9 protein-coding genes and 5 pseudogenes are annotated in these 14,808 nt (G+C 73.3%); 6 read left to right on the forward strand and 8 right to left on the reverse strand.

What is annotated here, in order from left to right; genetic code table 11:
• Nucleotides 1–22: 22 nt before the first annotated feature.
• The 4 genes and pseudogenes from OJ254_RS20300 to OJ254_RS20315 all read right to left on the reverse strand — a co-directional run.
• Nucleotides 23–1,141, reverse strand: a complete 1,119-nt coding sequence (locus OJ254_RS20300; protein WP_265363462.1) for an LLM class flavin-dependent oxidoreductase — start codon at nucleotides 1,139–1,141, stop codon at nucleotides 23–25.
• A gap of 80 nt (nucleotides 1,142–1,221) precedes the next feature.
• Entirely contained in the window at nucleotides 1,222–1,668 is a 447-nt protein-coding gene (locus OJ254_RS31900) for an ADP-ribosylglycohydrolase family protein (protein ID WP_481005039.1), read from the reverse strand.
• On the reverse strand, nucleotides 1,668–2,111 hold the full coding sequence (locus tag OJ254_RS20310; RefSeq protein WP_265365241.1) for an ABA4-like family protein: 444 nt from the start codon (nucleotides 2,109–2,111) through the stop codon (nucleotides 1,668–1,670). Before OJ254_RS20310 ends, OJ254_RS31900 begins: the two co-directional genes overlap by 1 nt.
• 60 nt (nucleotides 2,112–2,171) lie before the next feature.
• Nucleotides 2,172–3,062: pseudogene (locus tag OJ254_RS20315) on the reverse strand (hypothetical protein); the annotation flags it as partial.
• 262 nt (nucleotides 3,063–3,324) lie between these two features.
• On the opposite strand from OJ254_RS20315, the gene OJ254_RS20320 reads away from it, so the two are divergent.
• Complete coding sequence (locus OJ254_RS20320; RefSeq protein WP_265363463.1) at nucleotides 3,325–3,960, forward strand: MerR family transcriptional regulator; 636 nt, start codon at nucleotides 3,325–3,327, stop codon at nucleotides 3,958–3,960.
• 104 nt (nucleotides 3,961–4,064) lie between these two features.
• Here OJ254_RS20320 and OJ254_RS20325 read toward each other — a convergent pair whose 3' ends face one another.
• Together OJ254_RS20325 and OJ254_RS20330 are read right to left on the reverse strand one after the other, a co-directional pair.
• A complete protein-coding gene (locus tag OJ254_RS20325) occupies nucleotides 4,065–4,922 on the reverse strand; it encodes a siderophore-interacting protein (RefSeq protein ID WP_265363464.1) in 858 nt (285 codons plus the stop codon).
• A gap of 83 nt (nucleotides 4,923–5,005) precedes the next feature.
• Nucleotides 5,006–5,919 (reverse strand): annotated as a pseudogene (locus tag OJ254_RS20330) (5'-3' exonuclease).
• Between the two features lie 227 nt (nucleotides 5,920–6,146).
• Here OJ254_RS20330 and OJ254_RS20335 point away from each other — a divergent pair.
• The 4 genes and pseudogenes from OJ254_RS20335 (at nucleotide 6,147) to OJ254_RS20355 (ending at nucleotide 11,327) form a co-directional block, all read left to right on the forward strand.
• Nucleotides 6,147–7,408 (forward strand): annotated as a pseudogene (locus OJ254_RS20335) (quaternary amine ABC transporter ATP-binding protein).
• Nucleotides 7,401–9,997: pseudogene (locus tag OJ254_RS20345) on the forward strand (ABC transporter permease/substrate binding protein). The pseudogenes OJ254_RS20335 and OJ254_RS20345 overlap by 8 nt, the downstream one beginning before the upstream one ends.
• A 135-nt stretch (nucleotides 9,998–10,132) precedes the next feature.
• Nucleotides 10,133–10,561 (forward strand): hypothetical protein, encoded by a 429-nt coding sequence (locus tag OJ254_RS20350; protein ID WP_261952458.1) that lies wholly within the window; start codon nucleotides 10,133–10,135, stop codon nucleotides 10,559–10,561.
• 46 nt (nucleotides 10,562–10,607) lie between these two features.
• The gene (locus tag OJ254_RS20355; protein WP_265363466.1) at nucleotides 10,608–11,327 is read left to right on the forward strand and encodes a helical backbone metal receptor; all 720 of its coding nucleotides are present in this window, start codon (nucleotides 10,608–10,610) and stop codon (nucleotides 11,325–11,327) included.
• An 18-nt stretch (nucleotides 11,328–11,345) separates the two neighbouring features.
• Here OJ254_RS20355 and OJ254_RS20360 read toward each other — a convergent pair.
• Nucleotides 11,346–12,487: pseudogene (locus tag OJ254_RS20360) on the reverse strand (TDT family transporter).
• Nucleotides 12,488–12,582: 95 nt separating this feature from the next.
• On the opposite strand from OJ254_RS20360, the gene OJ254_RS20365 reads away from it, so the two are divergent.
• Nucleotides 12,583–13,530 carry a LysR family transcriptional regulator gene (locus tag OJ254_RS20365; protein ID WP_423836028.1) on the forward strand — a complete coding sequence of 316 codons (948 nt, stop codon included), beginning with the start codon at nucleotides 12,583–12,585 and terminating at the stop codon, nucleotides 13,528–13,530.
• On the opposite strand, the gene OJ254_RS20370 is transcribed toward OJ254_RS20365, so the two are convergent.
• Entirely contained in the window at nucleotides 13,497–14,807 is a 1,311-nt protein-coding gene (locus OJ254_RS20370; RefSeq protein WP_265363468.1) for a uracil-xanthine permease family protein, read from the reverse strand. The genes OJ254_RS20365 and OJ254_RS20370 overlap by 34 nt on opposite strands.
• Between the last annotated feature and the right edge of the window lies 1 nt (nucleotide 14,808).

Consider the following 14,808-nt stretch of genomic DNA (forward strand, 5'->3'; position numbering starts at 1 on the left):
GTCGTGCGCCGGTCCGCCGGGGTTACGAGGCCTGCCGTGCGCCCGTCGCCGCCCGCTCGGCGTCGCGCTTGGCGACCTCCTCGCGCACCAGCGGGATGACGTACCGGCCGAAGTCGATGGCGTCGTCGAGCAGGTCGTAGCCGCGTGCGGAGAGGATGTCCACCCCCAGGTCGTAGTAGTCGAGCAGCGCCTGGGCGACGGTCTCCGGCGTACCGACCAGGGCGGTGGAGTTCCCCGCGCCGCCGGTCTCGGCCGCGGTCGGCGTCCACAGCGCCCGGTCGTGCCGCTCGCCCTCCGCGGCCACCGCCAGCAGCCGCTGGGAGCCGGCGTTCTGCGGGCCGGTCAGCGGGTGGCGGCGGCTGAGCGCGCCGCCCGCCTTGCGCGCCTTGATCCGGTCCAGGGTGCGGTGCGCCTTCTCCCAGGCCAGTTCCTCGGTGGGCGCGATGATCGGCCGGAAGGCGACCTGGATCCTGGGGACGTCACTGCGGCCGGCCGCCCGGGCCGCCGCCTGCACCGAGGCGATCTGCTCGGCGGTCTGCGCCAGCGGCTCGCCCCACAGGCAGTAGATGTCCGCCTCGGCGCCGCCCGCCGCGTACGCCGCCGGTGAGGAGCCCCCGAACGACACCTGTGGGTGCGGCTGTTGGAGGGGGAAGGTGTCGGAGACGAAGTCGTGGAAGCGGTAGTGGGTGCCCGCGTGGTCGAAGGGTTCGTGGCTGGTCCAGATCTTCTTGACGATGCGGATGTACTCCCGGGTGCGGTCGTAGCGCTCGTCCTTGGTCAGCGTGTCGCCCTCGCGCCGCTGCTCGTGGTCGTTACCGCCGGTGATGAAGTGCACCGCGAGCCGGCCGTCGCTGATCCGGTCGAGCGTGGCGAACGTCTTCGCGGCGAAGGTCGGGTACGAGACGTTGGGGCGGTGCGCCACCAGGATCTGCAGGGTGTCGGTACGGGCGGCGACGTAGGCGGCGGCCGGGGAGGGGTCGGGGGAGCCGGAACCGTAGGCGAACAGCACCCGGTCCCAGCCGTACTCCTCGTGGGCGCGGGCGAGCTTGAGGGTGTAGTCCTTGTCGAAGGACGCACCGGAGCGGGGGGTGACTTCGGAACCGTCGTTGGTCGCGGCAATGCCGAGGAACTCGACAGGCATGGGTAGGGCCTCGTCTTCTCGTAGGGCGGGCGCGCCGGGGCGCCGGGAATCGCGGAGGGAAGGTCCGCGCCACGGAGAAGTCAGCGGCAACAGGAGGCGGACCACACCCGACCGAAGTCGATGTGGTCGCGGGTGACCAGCCGCGTGAGAGGACGCATGGGGTCAGTGGAACAGACGGATATCTGCACCGTCAACCAAATGCCGCGCGGGCAAGGGGGGTTGGGCCCGCTGTGGGGGCGGTGTTCAGTCCGCCGGCCGGGCGACGTAGATCCAGTCGAAGCCGTCGTACCCCTCCGTGTCGAGATGCCGCGCCCGGTGGCCTCCCCCCGCTCCCAGCCGCCGCCCGCGTGCATCTCGCCGCGCCCGTCGGGAAACCGGGCGGTGTACGCGCCCGGCTCCCCGAACTCGAAGGGGGCGCCCAGGGCGTCCCCCACGGCTGACCCGAGGACGGTGGCTGTCGCGCGGTCGGTCCGGTCCATGGCGGCATTCTTCCGTGCGGGGTGCCGTCGGCCCGGCCCTGGGGGCATCAGCTGTGCGGTGCGGCGGCCCGGACCGCCACGCCACCGTCGGCCTTCCTCCGCCGCACCGTCGCCCGTATCGCGAGGAAGAGCAGCACGCCGATCGGGGAGAGGAGGACGGTCAGGAGGAGCAGGGGGCCCATCAGGAGGGGGTGGAGGCGCAGGGTGCGGGCCTCGCGGTACATCCATTGGCCGAGGAACAGGTCCCAGGCGATCACCTGGGCCCAGATCGCCCCGGCCCCGCCGCCGAGGCGCAGCAGGTCCTGGAAGCCGGTGAGGTCGGGGTGGCTGACGGCGGCCCAGAGGTGCGGGAACACCGGGACGGCCAGGGCGAGGTAGACCACCAGGACCGGGACCATGGGGAGTGGCGAGGCGGCGATCCGGTCGGTCCAGCGCCGGCCGGGAGCCAGGATCAGCAGTGCCCAGAACGGCGCGGCGAGGAGGAAGGCCAGATCGAAGAGGGTGCTGGGGTCATGCGGGGGACTCCGTGGTGAGGGTGGGGGCGGTAGTGGGGGAGGGGCGGTGAGGGCGGGGGCCGGGGTTGGGGTGCGGCGGCGGAGTGCCGCGTACGTCGCGAGGGCGGTGGCCGCCGCGAGGGAGGTGAGCGCGGTGAGTGTCGCGGCGTCCGGGTGGACGAGGGCCTGGCCGCGCAGGGCCTGCCAGGTGACCAGGGCCAGCAGCCCGGTGAGGAAGCCGGCCGCGACCAGGACCAGCCGCAGCCGCACCCGAGCGTCCCGCAGCCGGGCGAACCGTCCGGCCAGCGCCTCGATCCCGTAGAGGAAGAGCGGCAGCGCCTGGAGGGCGTGCATGCCGATGAAGTGCGGGATACGCAGATCGCCGCCGGTGCTGTTCCAGCCGGTCACCGGCATGGCCGGACCGCCGTCGGGGACGCCGACGCTGTGTGCGCCGACGGCGGTGCGCAGCCCGTCGGCCTGCTGCTCCGGGGTGGGCATCAGCATCAGCCCGCCGAGCGCGAGTCCGGCCAGCGCGATCAGCAGGCCGAGGCGGATCGCCCAGGTGGCGGCCCGGTCGCCGAGCCGGGCCCGGAAGAGCAGGACCGCGATGACGAGGGTGGCGGTCCACAGGGCCACGATGGTCAGCCCCATCACGATGAACAGGCCCCGGTCCAGCGGGGTTTCGACGTTGAAGTGGCTGCGCCGGCCGCGCAGGGCCTGGCCGGTGATGACGGCCATCTCGATCAGCCCGGACACCACGACCACATGGGCCGCCCGGTCGCCCAGCCGGCCGGGCGCGGGGCGCCGGGAGAGCATCCAGGCCAGCGTCAGCCCGTACGCGGCGAACGACACCGCGAACTTGAACGGCTTGAACCAGACCGGCGCCCCGAGCACGACCCGGTCGTCGACGATCAGGCCGACCGCGGTGACGACCGCGAGCGCGGCCATCGCCCAGGAGAAGGCGAGCAGTGAACGGTATCTGGACATGGGTCCCCCAGGGATGGCAACGGTGCGCGGGCGCACGGGTGCCCAGGCGCTCGGGTGCCCGGGCGTGGTCCTTGCGGCAACCACAGAATGGATAGTGGCGCTTTCCGCTATCTGATAGCTGGACTATCTATGATGGGGGCGGAATTGGCAAGGCCGGGCGTGCGGGGGCCCGGGCACAGGGCGGCGGGGCGGGGCTCCGGCGCGGGAAAGGCGGCGGGTGCGGATGCGTATCGGGGAGCTGAGTCGGGCGACCGGGGTCGCGGTGCCGACGATCAAGTACTACGTCCGCGAGGGACTGCTGCCCGCGGGCCGGCTGACCAGCCCCAATCAGGCCCGTTACGACGACGGTCACGTCCGCAGACTGCGGCTGATCCGGGGGCTGATGGACGTCGGCGGGCTGTCCGTCGCGGCCGTGCGGGAGGTGCTGGCCGCCGTCGACTCACCCGAGGAGCCGGTGCACAAGGTCCTCGGCGCGGCACAGGAGGCGATCGCCCCGCCGCAGGCCGCCGCACCGGACGGCATCGAGGAGGCGCGGCGCACGGTCGAGGAGCTGATCCGCCGGCGCGGCTGGCGGGTCGCCCCGCAGAACCCGTCCGTCGAGGCGCTGGCGGTCGCGCTGGCCACCCTCCAGGGCCTCGGGCACGGTGACTTCGCGGAGCTCCTCGAAGGCTACGCCGACGCCTGCGAGCGGGTGGCCGACGCCGATCTGGAGTGGGTGGGGCGCAATGCGGAGGTCGACCGCCTGGTGGAGAGCGTGGTGGTGGGGACCGTGGTCGGGGACGCGGTCCTGAGCGCGCTGCGCCGGCTGGCGCATGTGGACGCCTCGGCCCGCAGGTACGAGGGCGGGGAGGCGGTCTGAGGGGCGGCCGGCGGGCCCGGGGCGGAGGGGTCCGGTGGCGGACGCCCGGTCGCGGGCCCGCCGGTGGGGCGGGGGGGGGGCTTTCCCGGAAGGCTGACGCGGCGTCAGGAGGCGGCCGCGGGCGCGGTCTCCTGCTCCGCCTCGACCTGCTGGTTCCAGTCGCGCTTGGACGCCTGCCAGCCGTCCTCGTCGTGGCCGCTGCGCCAGTAGCCGGAGATGGACAGGTCCTCGCGCGGGACCTGGCGTTCGACGCGGAGCAGCCGGCGCAGCTCCTTCACGAAGCCCGCCTCGCCGTGCACGAACGCCTGGACCCGGCCGGCCGGGAACGCCAGGTCCCGTACCGCGGCGACCAGTTGGCGGCCGACCGGGGCGTCGCCGCGGTGCAGCCAGGTGATCCGCGCACCGGCCGGAACGGTCAGCTCCTGGCGCTCCTCGGGCCCGGCGACCTCGATGAACGCATGCACCGGGGTGCCGTCCGGGATCCGCGCCAGGGACGCCGCGATGGCCGGCAGCGCGCTCTCGTCGCCGGCCAGGAGGTGCCAGTCGGCGGCCGGGTCCGGGGCGTAGGCGCCGCCGGGCCCGAGCAGGAAGATCTCGTCGCCCGGCCGCGCGGCGGCCGCCCAGGGGCCCGCCAGGCCCTCGTCGCCGTGCACCACGAAGTCCACGGTCAGTTCGCGGCTCTCCGCATCCCAGGCGCGCACGGTGTACGTACGGGTCCGGGGCCAGCGGTCGCGCGGGAACTCGGCGCGGATCTGCGCCATGTCGAACGGCTCCGGGTAGTCCACGCCGGGGAGCGGGAAGACCAGCTTGACGTAGTGGTCGGAGTACTCGCCGGCGGCGAACTCCGCCAGTCCCGCGCCGTCCAGCACCACCCGGACCATGTGCGGGGTGAGCTGCTCGGTGCGCCGCACCCGGGCGCGGTGCAGTGCGGGCTTCTTGCGGGACGGACGTGTCTCTGCCACGGCAATCTCCCCTGACGCGGTGGTGGACGGCGGGCCCGGAGGAACGGACCCGCCTTGTTAGGTATACCTAACCTAACAGTAGTTCACCGTCGGAGGGTGACGAGCAGCCGGTGCAGGGCGCCGCCCAGGCCCCACTGCGCGGCCAGCGCCTCCAGGCGCTCGGGATCGGCCGGCTCCGCCGGCAGCGCGAGGTCCGTGTCCGGGACGGGCACGTCGGCGGCCACCTTGATCACCTTCGGGGCGACCGCGACGTACGGGCGGGCCTCCAGCAGGCGGGCGCGCTGTGCCGGGGTCACCTTCGAGGCGGGGTCCTCCGCGGCGGCCATGATCCCGGCGAGGTCGCCGTAGGTGGCCAGCAGCTTCGCCGCGGTCTTCTCGCCGATCCCCGGGACGCCGGGCAGGCCGTCGCTGGGGTCGCCGCGCAGCAGCGCCAGATCGGCGTACCCCGGGCCGTCCACGCCGTACTTCTCGCGCAGCCACGCCTCGTCGGTGACCTGGAGGGTGCCGACGCCCTTGAGGGGTACAGGACGCGGATGCCGCGCCGGTCGTCGACGAGCTGGTAGAGGTCCCGGTCGCCGGTGACGATGTCCACCGGGCCCGCCGCCCGCGCCGCCAGCGTGCCGATGATGTCGTCGGCCTCGTAGCCGGCCGCGCCGATCCGGGCGATGCCGAGCGCGTCCAGCACGTCCTCGATGATGGGGACCTGGGGGGAGAGGGTGTCGGGGACCTGCTCCTCGTCGGGCTCGGCGGAGCCGGCCGGGGCCTCCTCGGCGACCCGGTGCGCCTTGTAGGAGGGGATCAGGTCGACCCGCCACTGCGGACGCCAGTCGAAGTCCATGCAGGCGGCCAGGTCGTCGGGGTGGTGGTCCTGGACGAGCCGGGCGATGAAGTCCAGCAGACCGCGCACCGCGTTCACCGGCGTGCCGTCCGGGGCCCTGACCGATTCCGGTACCCCGAAATAGGCGCGGAAGTACAGCGAGGCGGTGTCGAGGAGCATCAGGCGTCGAGTCACACCCCGCATGATGCCGTATGCCTCAATCGTCGCCGCGATGTGATCTGGCACACCGATGTGTTTGCGCCGCATAAAGACGGGCAGACGCGCAGCCGGAGCGGACCCGGTGGAGATTCAACATTTCCATCGGTTAACGACGGGCCGAACCCGTCCCGCACCACGACCTGCCGGCGGGGTGGCAGGTCGTTTCTCGTGCGACAAGAGAGGTATATGTGTCCAGGCTGCAAGCCGAGCACCTGTACAAGGTGTTCGGCAGACGACCCGAGGACGCGGTACGCCGACTCGAAGCCGGCGCGAGCCGGGACGAATTGCGGGCCGAAGGCACCACCGCCGCCGTGATCGACGCGTCGATCGAGGTGGACGAGGGGCAGATCTTCGTCGTCATGGGTCTGTCCGGGTCCGGCAAGTCCACGCTGCTGCGCATGCTCAACGGCCTGCTGGAGCCGACCGCCGGAAGCGTGCGGATCGACGGCCAGGACCTCACCTCCCTCAGCGACAAGGAGCTGCGCGCGGTCCGCTCCCGGAAGATCTCCATGGTCTTCCAGCACTTCGCGCTCTTCCCGCACCGCAGCGTCCTGGAGAACGCCGCCTACGGGCTGGAGGTCCAGGGCGTGCCGCGCGCCGAGCGCGAGCGGCGGGCCACCGAGGCACTGGAACTCACCGGCCTCAAGGGCTGGGAGAAGTCCTGGCCCGACGAGCTGTCCGGCGGTATGCAGCAGCGCGTGGGCCTGGCCCGGGCGCTGGCCACCGACGCCGATCTGCTGCTGATGGACGAGTCGTTCAGCGCGCTGGACCCGCTGATCCGCCGCGACATGCAGGACCAGCTGCTGGAACTGCAGAAGACCCTGAAGAAGACCATCGTCTTCATCACCCACGACCTCAACGAGGCGATGCGCCTCGGCGACCGGATCGCGGTGATGCGGGACGGCCGGATCGTGCAGACCGGCAGCGCCGAGGACATCCTCGTGCGCCCCGCCAACGACTACGTCGCGTCCTTCATCCAGGACGTGGACCGCAGCCGGGTGCTGACCGCCGGCGCGGTGATGGCCGAGGTCGGCACGGTGCTCGGCGGCAGCACGCCGGAGGGCGGCACGCTCGGTACGGCCGCGGAGTTCCGTGCCGCGGCGCCCGCCACCGTGGACGTCGACACCCCGCTGGTGGAGCTGTTCACCCCGTGCTCGGCCAGCAGTGTGCCCGTGGCGTGACCGACGCCAAGGGCGCCGTGGTCGGTGCCGTACCGGCCGAGCGGCTGCTCGCGGTGCTCGGCGAGCCCGCCGAACAGGGCGCGGAGCAGGAGCCGGCGGCGGCTCCCGGCGTCCCCGCCCAGCCCGCGGTGAAGACCCTCGCGAAGACGGCGGAGCCCACCGCGGAATCGACCAGGACCACTGTGGAGACGACGAAGACCGCCGCGGAGACGGGTGACGACGAACCCGGTGACGGCGACGCCGAGGGCAAGGTGATCGCCGGTGCCTAGGATCCAGATAGGCAGCTGGGCCAATGACGCCGTCAACTGGCTGCGCGACCACCTCGACTGGCTCTTCACCCTCATCACGAAGGTGCTGAACGGCCTCTACGACGCGATCCACACGGTCCTCGCCGGGCCCGAACCGCTGCTGCTGGCCGCATCTTCGCGGTGCTCGCCTGGTGGCTGCGCGGACTGCCGGCCGCCGTGCTCACCTTCCTCGGGTTCGCCCTGATCGACTCGGTCGAACAGTGGGGCCCGACCGTCGAATCGCTCTCGCTGGTCCTGGTGGCCTGCCTGATCACCGTCGTGGTCGCGGTGCCGCTCGGCATCTGGCGGCCCGCAGCCGGGTGGTCGGCGGGGCGCTGCGCCCGGTCCTGGACCTGATGCAGGACCATGCCGGCGATGGTCTACCTGATCCCCGGCATCCTCTTCTTCGGCCTCGGTGTCGTCCCCGGCATCGTCGCCACCATCGTCTTCTCCATGCCGCCCGCGGTCCGCATGACCGAGCTGGGCATCCGGCAGGTCGACGAGGAACTGGTCGAGGCCGCCGAGGCGTTCGGCACCCACCCGCGGCGCACCCTCTTCCGCGTCCAGCTGCCGCTCGCGCTGCCCACCATCATGGCCGGCATCAACCAGGTCATCATGCTGGCGCTGTCCATGGTGGTCATCGCCGGCATGGTCGGCGGCGGCGGTCTCGGTGCGTCCGTCTACAACGCGATCAGCTCGGTCAACGTGGCGCTGGGCGCCGAGGCCGGCCTCGCGGTGGTCATCCTCGCCATGTACCTGGACCGGATGACCGGCGCCCTCAACCAGCGGGTCTCCCCGCTCGGCCGGCGGGCGCTGGCCAAGGCCCAGGCGTCGCTGGGCAGCCTGAAGTTCCTCCAGTGGCGGCCCGCCACGTCCGTGGCCGTGGTCGGCGTGGTCGTGCTCGCGCTGATCGCCGGCGGGATGGGCATGTTCGGCAAGAACGCCGGCCAGGGCGGCGGCAACGGCCGCCCGATCAGCCTCGGTTACGTCAACTGGGACGAGGGCAAGGCCACCACGTACCTCTGGAAGGAGATCCTGGAGGAGCGCGGCTACAAGCCCAAGGTCCAGGCCCTGGAGGCCGGTCCGCTGTTCGCCGGGCAGGCCCGCGGGGACATCGACGTGCAGACCAACGCCTGGCTGCCGACCACCCACGCCTCGTACTGGAAGAAGTACAAGGACCAGCTGGAGGACCTCGGCGCCTGGTACGACAAGACGTCGCTGGAGATCGCGGTGCCCTCGTACGTCAAGGGCGTCAAGACCCTGGACGACCTCAAGGGCAAGGCCGGCGAGTTCGGCGGCAAGATCACCGGCATCGAGCCCGGCGCCGGCGAGATGAAGATCCTCAAGGACAAGGTCCTCAAGGACTACGGCCTGAGCGGTGAGTACAAGGTCCAGGAGTCCAGCACCGCGTCGATGCTCAGCGAGCTGGACCGCTCCATCCACCAGAAGAAGCCGATCGCGGTCACGCTCTGGTCGCCGCACTGGGCGTACAACAAATACCCGCTCACCAAGCTGAAGGACCCCAAGGGATCGTTCGGCTCCGGTGACAGCCTGCACCTGCTGGGCCGCAAGGGCTTCGCCAAGGACGAGCCCGAGGTCGCCAAGTGGATGAAGAACTTCCACCTGGACGAGAAGCAGCTCACCAGCCTGGAGAACGACGTCAAGAACGCCGGCGAGGGCCATGAGCAGGACGGCGTGCGCAGCTGGCTGAAGAAGAACCCGGGCCTGGTCGAGAAGATCGCGCCGTCCGCCCACGCCACCTACGCCAAGGGCAAGGACGCGGGCAAGGCGCCCAACATCGGTTACCCGGCGTGGGACGAGGGCATCGCCACCACGTTCCTCTGGAAGAACATCCTGGAGAAGCGCGGCTACCACCCGAACATCCGCAACCTCGACATCGGGCCGATGTGGACCGGACTGTCCACGGGGCAGATCGATGTGGAGACGGACGGCTGGCTGCCGGTGGCGCAGAAGCAGTACTGGGACAAGTACAAGAAGGATCTCGTCGACGTCGGCCCCTGGTACGACAAGACGTCCCTGGAAATCGCCGTGCCGTCGTACGTCAAGGGCGTGAAAACCCTCGACGACCTGCGCGCGCACAAGGACGAATTCAAGGGCAAGATCATCGGGATCGAGCCCGGCACGGGTGAGATGAAGCGGCTCAAGGACACCGTGGCACCGGCGTACGGGCTGCAGGACTTCGACGTCACCTCGGCCGGTACCAGCGCCATGCTCGCCGAGCTGGACCGCGCCTACCACAAGCACGAGCCGATCGCGGTGGTGCTGTGGTCGCCGCACTGGGCGTACAGCAAGTACCACCTGACCAAGCTCGCCGACCCGAAGGGCACCTGGGGAGCGAACAACCAGATCAAGACGCTGGGCAACAAGAGCTTCCCGAAGAAATTCCCGGAGTTCGCCGGCTGGCTGAAGAACTGGAAGATGAGCCCCGAGGAACTCGGCAGCCTGGAGAAGGACATCCAGGACGCCGGCAAGGGAAATGAGAACAAGGGCGTCGAGAAGTGGATCGACGACCACCCGGGAATCGTGGACAAGATGGCGCCGGTGAAGTAGGCGGGTCTTCTCCCCACTCCGCAGCGGGCCCCGTCCCCCGGCAGTCGCCGGGCGGCGGGGCCCGCGACGTGTCCGGTTCACCTGACCGGCGGCGGATGCGTCGCGGACCCCGGTGCCGGATGGTTCGCTGGGGACGTGAACCCTGCGCACATCGCCGCCGCCGCACTGATCGGCGCCGCCGGCCTGGGCGTCGCCGCGCCGGCCGCCGCGGCCGAGGTCGACCCGGACCCGATGGTGGCCGGGCAGCGGGTGCGGATCAGCGACGAGCAGGAGTGCGGCGCGGTGCACGGCGCCCGGGCCGCCTCGAAGCTGTTCGGGCCGGTGGCGCTGCGGCCGGGCGCGGACGGGCTGACCGGTCACGCCAGGGTCGCCGACGGCGCGGCCCCGGGGCGCTACCGGGTGACCATCGAATGCACGCCGGGCGGCGAGCGGTTCACCGAGCTGGTGACCGTACGGGCCGGGCGGGTCGAGGGGCTGACGGCGACCCAGGCGGCGGGCGGCCTGGCCCTGCTGCTGCTCGCCGGGGGCGCGGCGTACCTGCTGCGGCGCAGCGTCCGCCGTTAGCCGGTCCACCCGCGGCGCGCACCCCGCCGCCCCCTAGCCTGGGCGCATGACCCGTCGTGTGGTGTCCCTGGTGCCGTCCCTCACCGAAGCCGTGGCCGTCAGCGCGCCCGGGCTGCTCGGGGCGACCGACTGGTGCAGCCGTCCGGCGGACCTCGACGTGGTGCGGATCGGCGGCACCAAGAACCCCGACACCGCCCGGATCGCCGCGCTGGCGCCCGACCTGGTGCTCGCCAACGAGGAGGAGAACCGCCCGGCCGATCTGGCCGCCCTGCGCGCCGCCGGGCTGGACGTCCTGGTCACCGAGGTACGGACGCTGGAGCAGGGTTTCCGGGAGCTGCACCGGGTGCTGGTCACCGGCTGCGGACTGGCCCGGCCCGGGTGGCTGGACGCCGCCGAGGCCGCCTGGCGGGACCCGGCCCGCCCGGTGGGGGAGCGGATCGCCGTGGTGCCCATCTGGCGACGGCCCTGGATGGTGCTGGGCCGGGACACCTTCGCCGGCGACCTCCTGGCCCGCCTCGGCGTACGGAACCGCTACGCCGGCCACCCCGACCGCTATCCGCGGATCGCCCTCGACGCGCTCAACGCCGCCGCCGCCGACCTCGTCGTGCTGCCCGACGAGCCGTACCGCTTCACCGCCGACGACGGGCCCGAGGCGTTCCCCGGGCTGCCCGCCGCGCTGGTCAGCGGGCGGGATCTCACCTGGTACGGCCCGTCGTTGGTGACCGCCCCGGCGGCCCTGGCGACCGCGCTGGCCGGGGCGCACTGAGCCGTCCGGCGGCGCGGGCTACCGGGCCGGCGGCGGGGGCGTGAGCAGCCGGCCGCGGGCCAGGCCGCTCGCGGTGCGGACGGCGGCCACCGCGACCGCGGCCACCAGGACGACGTAGAGCGCCACGGCCAGCCAGCTGAAGGCGGTCAGCCCGGTGTGCCGGGCCAGGCCCGCCGCCCCGGTGACGCAGGTGCCGAGCGGGAAGGTGAAGCCCCACCAGGTCATCGCGAACGGCATGCCGTTGCGCACCGCGCGGACCACCAGCGCGCTCGCCAGCGCCAGCCACAGCAGGGCGAAGCCCGTCACCGGGATCCCGTACAGGACCGCGAAGGCGCCCATCGCATGGGCGGTCGGCGCGTCGACGACGCCCGGCGCCACGTCGGCCAGGTTGCCGGTGGCGGTGGTGGACTGGCCGAGCGGGCCGAGCACGAGGAACAGCGTGGGGGTGAGGGCGAGCGGCAGCGGTCCGTGGTGGATCAGCCGGGACACCACGAGCGGCAGCACCAGCAGCGTCGCCAGCAGCGACATCCCGAACAGCGCGTAGCAGGCCACCAGCATCGCCCGCTGCCACTGGCCGGCCGGCAGATGGGGCAGCAGCCCCGGGCCGAGGGCCGCCGAGACCATCGGCGCCACCAGCGGCAGCAGCCAGACCGGGGTGGCACTGCCCGGCTCGATGCGGTGGCGGGTCACCATCAGGTACGGGATCGCGGCGGCCCCGGCCACCCCGACGAGGGTGCCCAGGCTCCACAGCACGGCGTCGGCGGCGAGCGCGGCCGGCCCGCCGAGGACGTCCCGGCCCACCGTCAGCGTGCCGCCGCCCACCGCCAGCAGGGCCATCGACAGGCACCCGTAGAACGGCGCCACGGCCGGGTCGAGGAGATGCCGGCGGGCCTGGTCGGTGTGGCGGAGCCAGTGGACCGCGCGGCGGCCAGCAGGGTGACCAGCAGCAGGGCCGACAGCGCCCAGACGAACCGGCAGGCGACGCGCAGCCCCGTTCCGGCGAGCGGCAGGGCCACGCCGGCGTTGGCGACGATCGCCGTGCCCATCACCGTGGCGTACCAGTTCGGGCCGAGATGACGGAACGGGCCCGAGCGTCGGACCGGCTCCGAGGGGCGGGGTGGGGCGGCGGGGCGGGAAGGTGCGTGCGCGAGGGTTGCCATGGAAGAAGCGTCGGGGGCCGCCGCGGCCGCCACCAGGGACGTCGTGTCTATGAGGGCATAAGCTGGGGTTATGAGCAGGGGGAGCGATGAGTGACATGGCGGCCGGTTCCGGGGCCGGGACGGGTGACGTCCCGGCCGTCTCGCTGGCGCACCGGGTGCCGGACCTCGGCGCGCTGGAGCTGCTGCTCGCGGTCGCCCGGCTGGGGAGCCTCGGGCGGGCCGCCCGGGCCCGTGGCATCAGCCAGCCCGCGGCGAGCAGCCGGATCCGGTCGATGGAGCGGCAGTTGGGCGTGGCGCTGGTCGAGCGGTCGCCGCGCGGCTCGCGGCTGACCGAGGCCGGGGTGCTGGTGACGGACTGGGCGCGCCGGGTCGTCGAGGCGGCCGAGGCGTTCGACGCGGGGGCCCAGGCGCTGCGCGGCCGGCGCGACTCCCGGCTGCGGGTCGCGGCGAGCATGACGATCGCCGAGTACCTGCTGCCGGGCTGGCTGATCGCGCTGCGCGCCGAGTTGCCCGGCACCGCGGTGTCGCTGCTGACGGGCAACTCCACGGTGGTGGCCGAGCGGCTGCTGGCGGGCGAGGCGGACCTGGGGTTCGTCGAGGGACTGGACATCCCGGCCGGGCTGGACGGCGCGGTCATCGGGCACGACCGGCTGGTGGTCGTCGCCGCGCCGTCCCATCCGTGGACCCGGCGGCGCGGCGGACTGACCGCCGCCGAGCTGGCCGCGACCCCGCTGATCCTCCGGGAGCGCGGCTCGGGCACTCGCCAGGTGCTGGACGCCGCGCTTGCCGGGCACGGCGGGCTGGCCGAGCCGCTGCTCGAACTCGCCTCGACCACCGCCCTGAAGGCCGCCGTGGTCAGCGAGGCGGCGCCGTCGGTGGTCAGCGAGCTGGCGGTCGGCGAGGAGCTCACCGCCCGCCGGCTGGTGGCGGTCCCGGTGCGCGACCTGCGGCTCGGCCGTGATCTGCGGGCGGTGTGGCCGACCGGGCAGCGGCCCGCCGGCCCGGCCCGTCAGCTGCTGGGGCTGACCCGCGGCGCGTCCTGAGCCGGGCGCCGCCGGTCCGGTCCCCACCGGGCGAACAGCGCGGACAGCACGACCGCGGTCAGGGCGGCGGCCGGCACCCCGCTGCCGAAGAGCGTCCGGACCCAGCCGGGCAGCGGCCGGTACCACTCCGGGGCCAGCACGGGCAGCAGCCCGGCCAGCAGGGTCAGCGCGACGACGGTGGTGGCGCCCCGGTCGGTGAGGTCGGTGCGGCGCAGCAGGCCGATGCCCATGGCCGCGATGACCGCGTAGATCACCAGGGACGCGCCGCCGACCACGGGCGTGGGCAGCGCCGCCAGCAGCCGGGCCACCGGCGCGCACAGCCCGCACAGGACCAGCAGCCCGCCCGCCCCGGCCGTCACGAACCGGCTGCGGACGCCGGTGAGTTGGACGATCCCGATGTTCTCGGCGCTGGTCACCATCACGGTCCCGCCGAGCAGCCCGGCCCCCAGGGAGGTCACCGCGTCCGCGCGGGCGGTGCGCGGGACGTCCCGCGCCGGGTCGGGCGTACGGCCCACCGCCTCGCTGTTGAGGACGGTCTGCCCGGTCGCCTCGGCCAGCGAGGCGAGCGCGAAGACCATCAGCGGCAGGGCGGCGAGCAGGTCGAAGTGCGGGGCGCCGTACGGGAAGAGGCGGGGCAGGGCCAGTACGCCGCCGCCTGGCACGTGGTGGAACGGCGCCCCGGTCAGGACGGCGGTCAGGGTCCCCACGGCCATTCCGAGCAGCACCGAGAGCTGGCGCCACACCCCGCGCAGCAGCAGGAAGCCGAGGGCGGTGGCGGCGATCGTGACCACCGCGAGCCCGGTGCCGCCGGCCGCCATCGGCGCCGCCACGTCGATCATGTTGACGCCGATGACCAGCACCGTCGCGCCCATCACCAGCGGCGGGAAGAACCGTACGATCCGCCCGTACAGCGGCAGTACGGCCAGCAGCAGCGCGGCCGCCAGGAGGACCGAGCCGGACGCGGTGGCCGCGCCGTGCTCCTGCGCGGTCCGGAGGAAGAGGGCGGCCGCCGCGCCGCCCGGCAGCATCACGAACGGCAGCCGGGCCCCGGTCCGCAGCACGCCGAAGGACTGCAGCAGCGCGCCGGCCCCGCACAGCAGCAGGGTGGCGCTGAGCAGCGCGGCGGTGCGGTCGGCGGGCAGCCGCAGACCGGTCGCGAGCAGGAAGACCGTGGAGACCGGGGCCGCGATCATCGCCAGGACGTGCTGGGCGGCCAGCGGCAGCAGCCGGACCAGCGGCAGCCGTTCGTCGACGGCGGGCGGTGCGGAGGCGGCCATC

Source organism: Streptomyces endophytica, from assembly GCF_026153355.1.
In the GTDB taxonomy this organism is placed as follows: Bacteria; Actinomycetota; Actinomycetes; order Streptomycetales; family Streptomycetaceae; genus Streptomyces; species Streptomyces endophytica.

Excerpts from the sequence above, each read along its gene's own strand:
- OJ254_RS20300 (WP_265363462.1), bottom strand. The coding sequence starts at position 1,141 with ATGCCTGTCGAGTTCCTCGGCATTGCCGCGACCAACGACGGTTCCGAA.
- OJ254_RS31900 (WP_481005039.1), bottom strand. The coding sequence starts at position 1,668 with ATGCCCCCAGGGCCGGGCCGACGGCACCCCGCACGGAAGAATGCCGCC.
- OJ254_RS20320 (WP_265363463.1), top strand. The coding sequence starts at position 3,325 with ATGCGTATCGGGGAGCTGAGTCGGGCGACCGGGGTCGCGGTGCCGACG.
- OJ254_RS20355 (WP_265363466.1), top strand. The coding sequence starts at position 10,608 with ATGACCCGTCGTGTGGTGTCCCTGGTGCCGTCCCTCACCGAAGCCGTG.
- OJ254_RS20365 (WP_423836028.1), top strand. The coding sequence starts at position 12,583 with ATGGCGGCCGGTTCCGGGGCCGGGACGGGTGACGTCCCGGCCGTCTCG.
- OJ254_RS20370 (WP_265363468.1), bottom strand. The coding sequence starts at position 14,807 with ATGGCCGCCTCCGCACCGCCCGCCGTCGACGAACGGCTGCCGCTGGTC.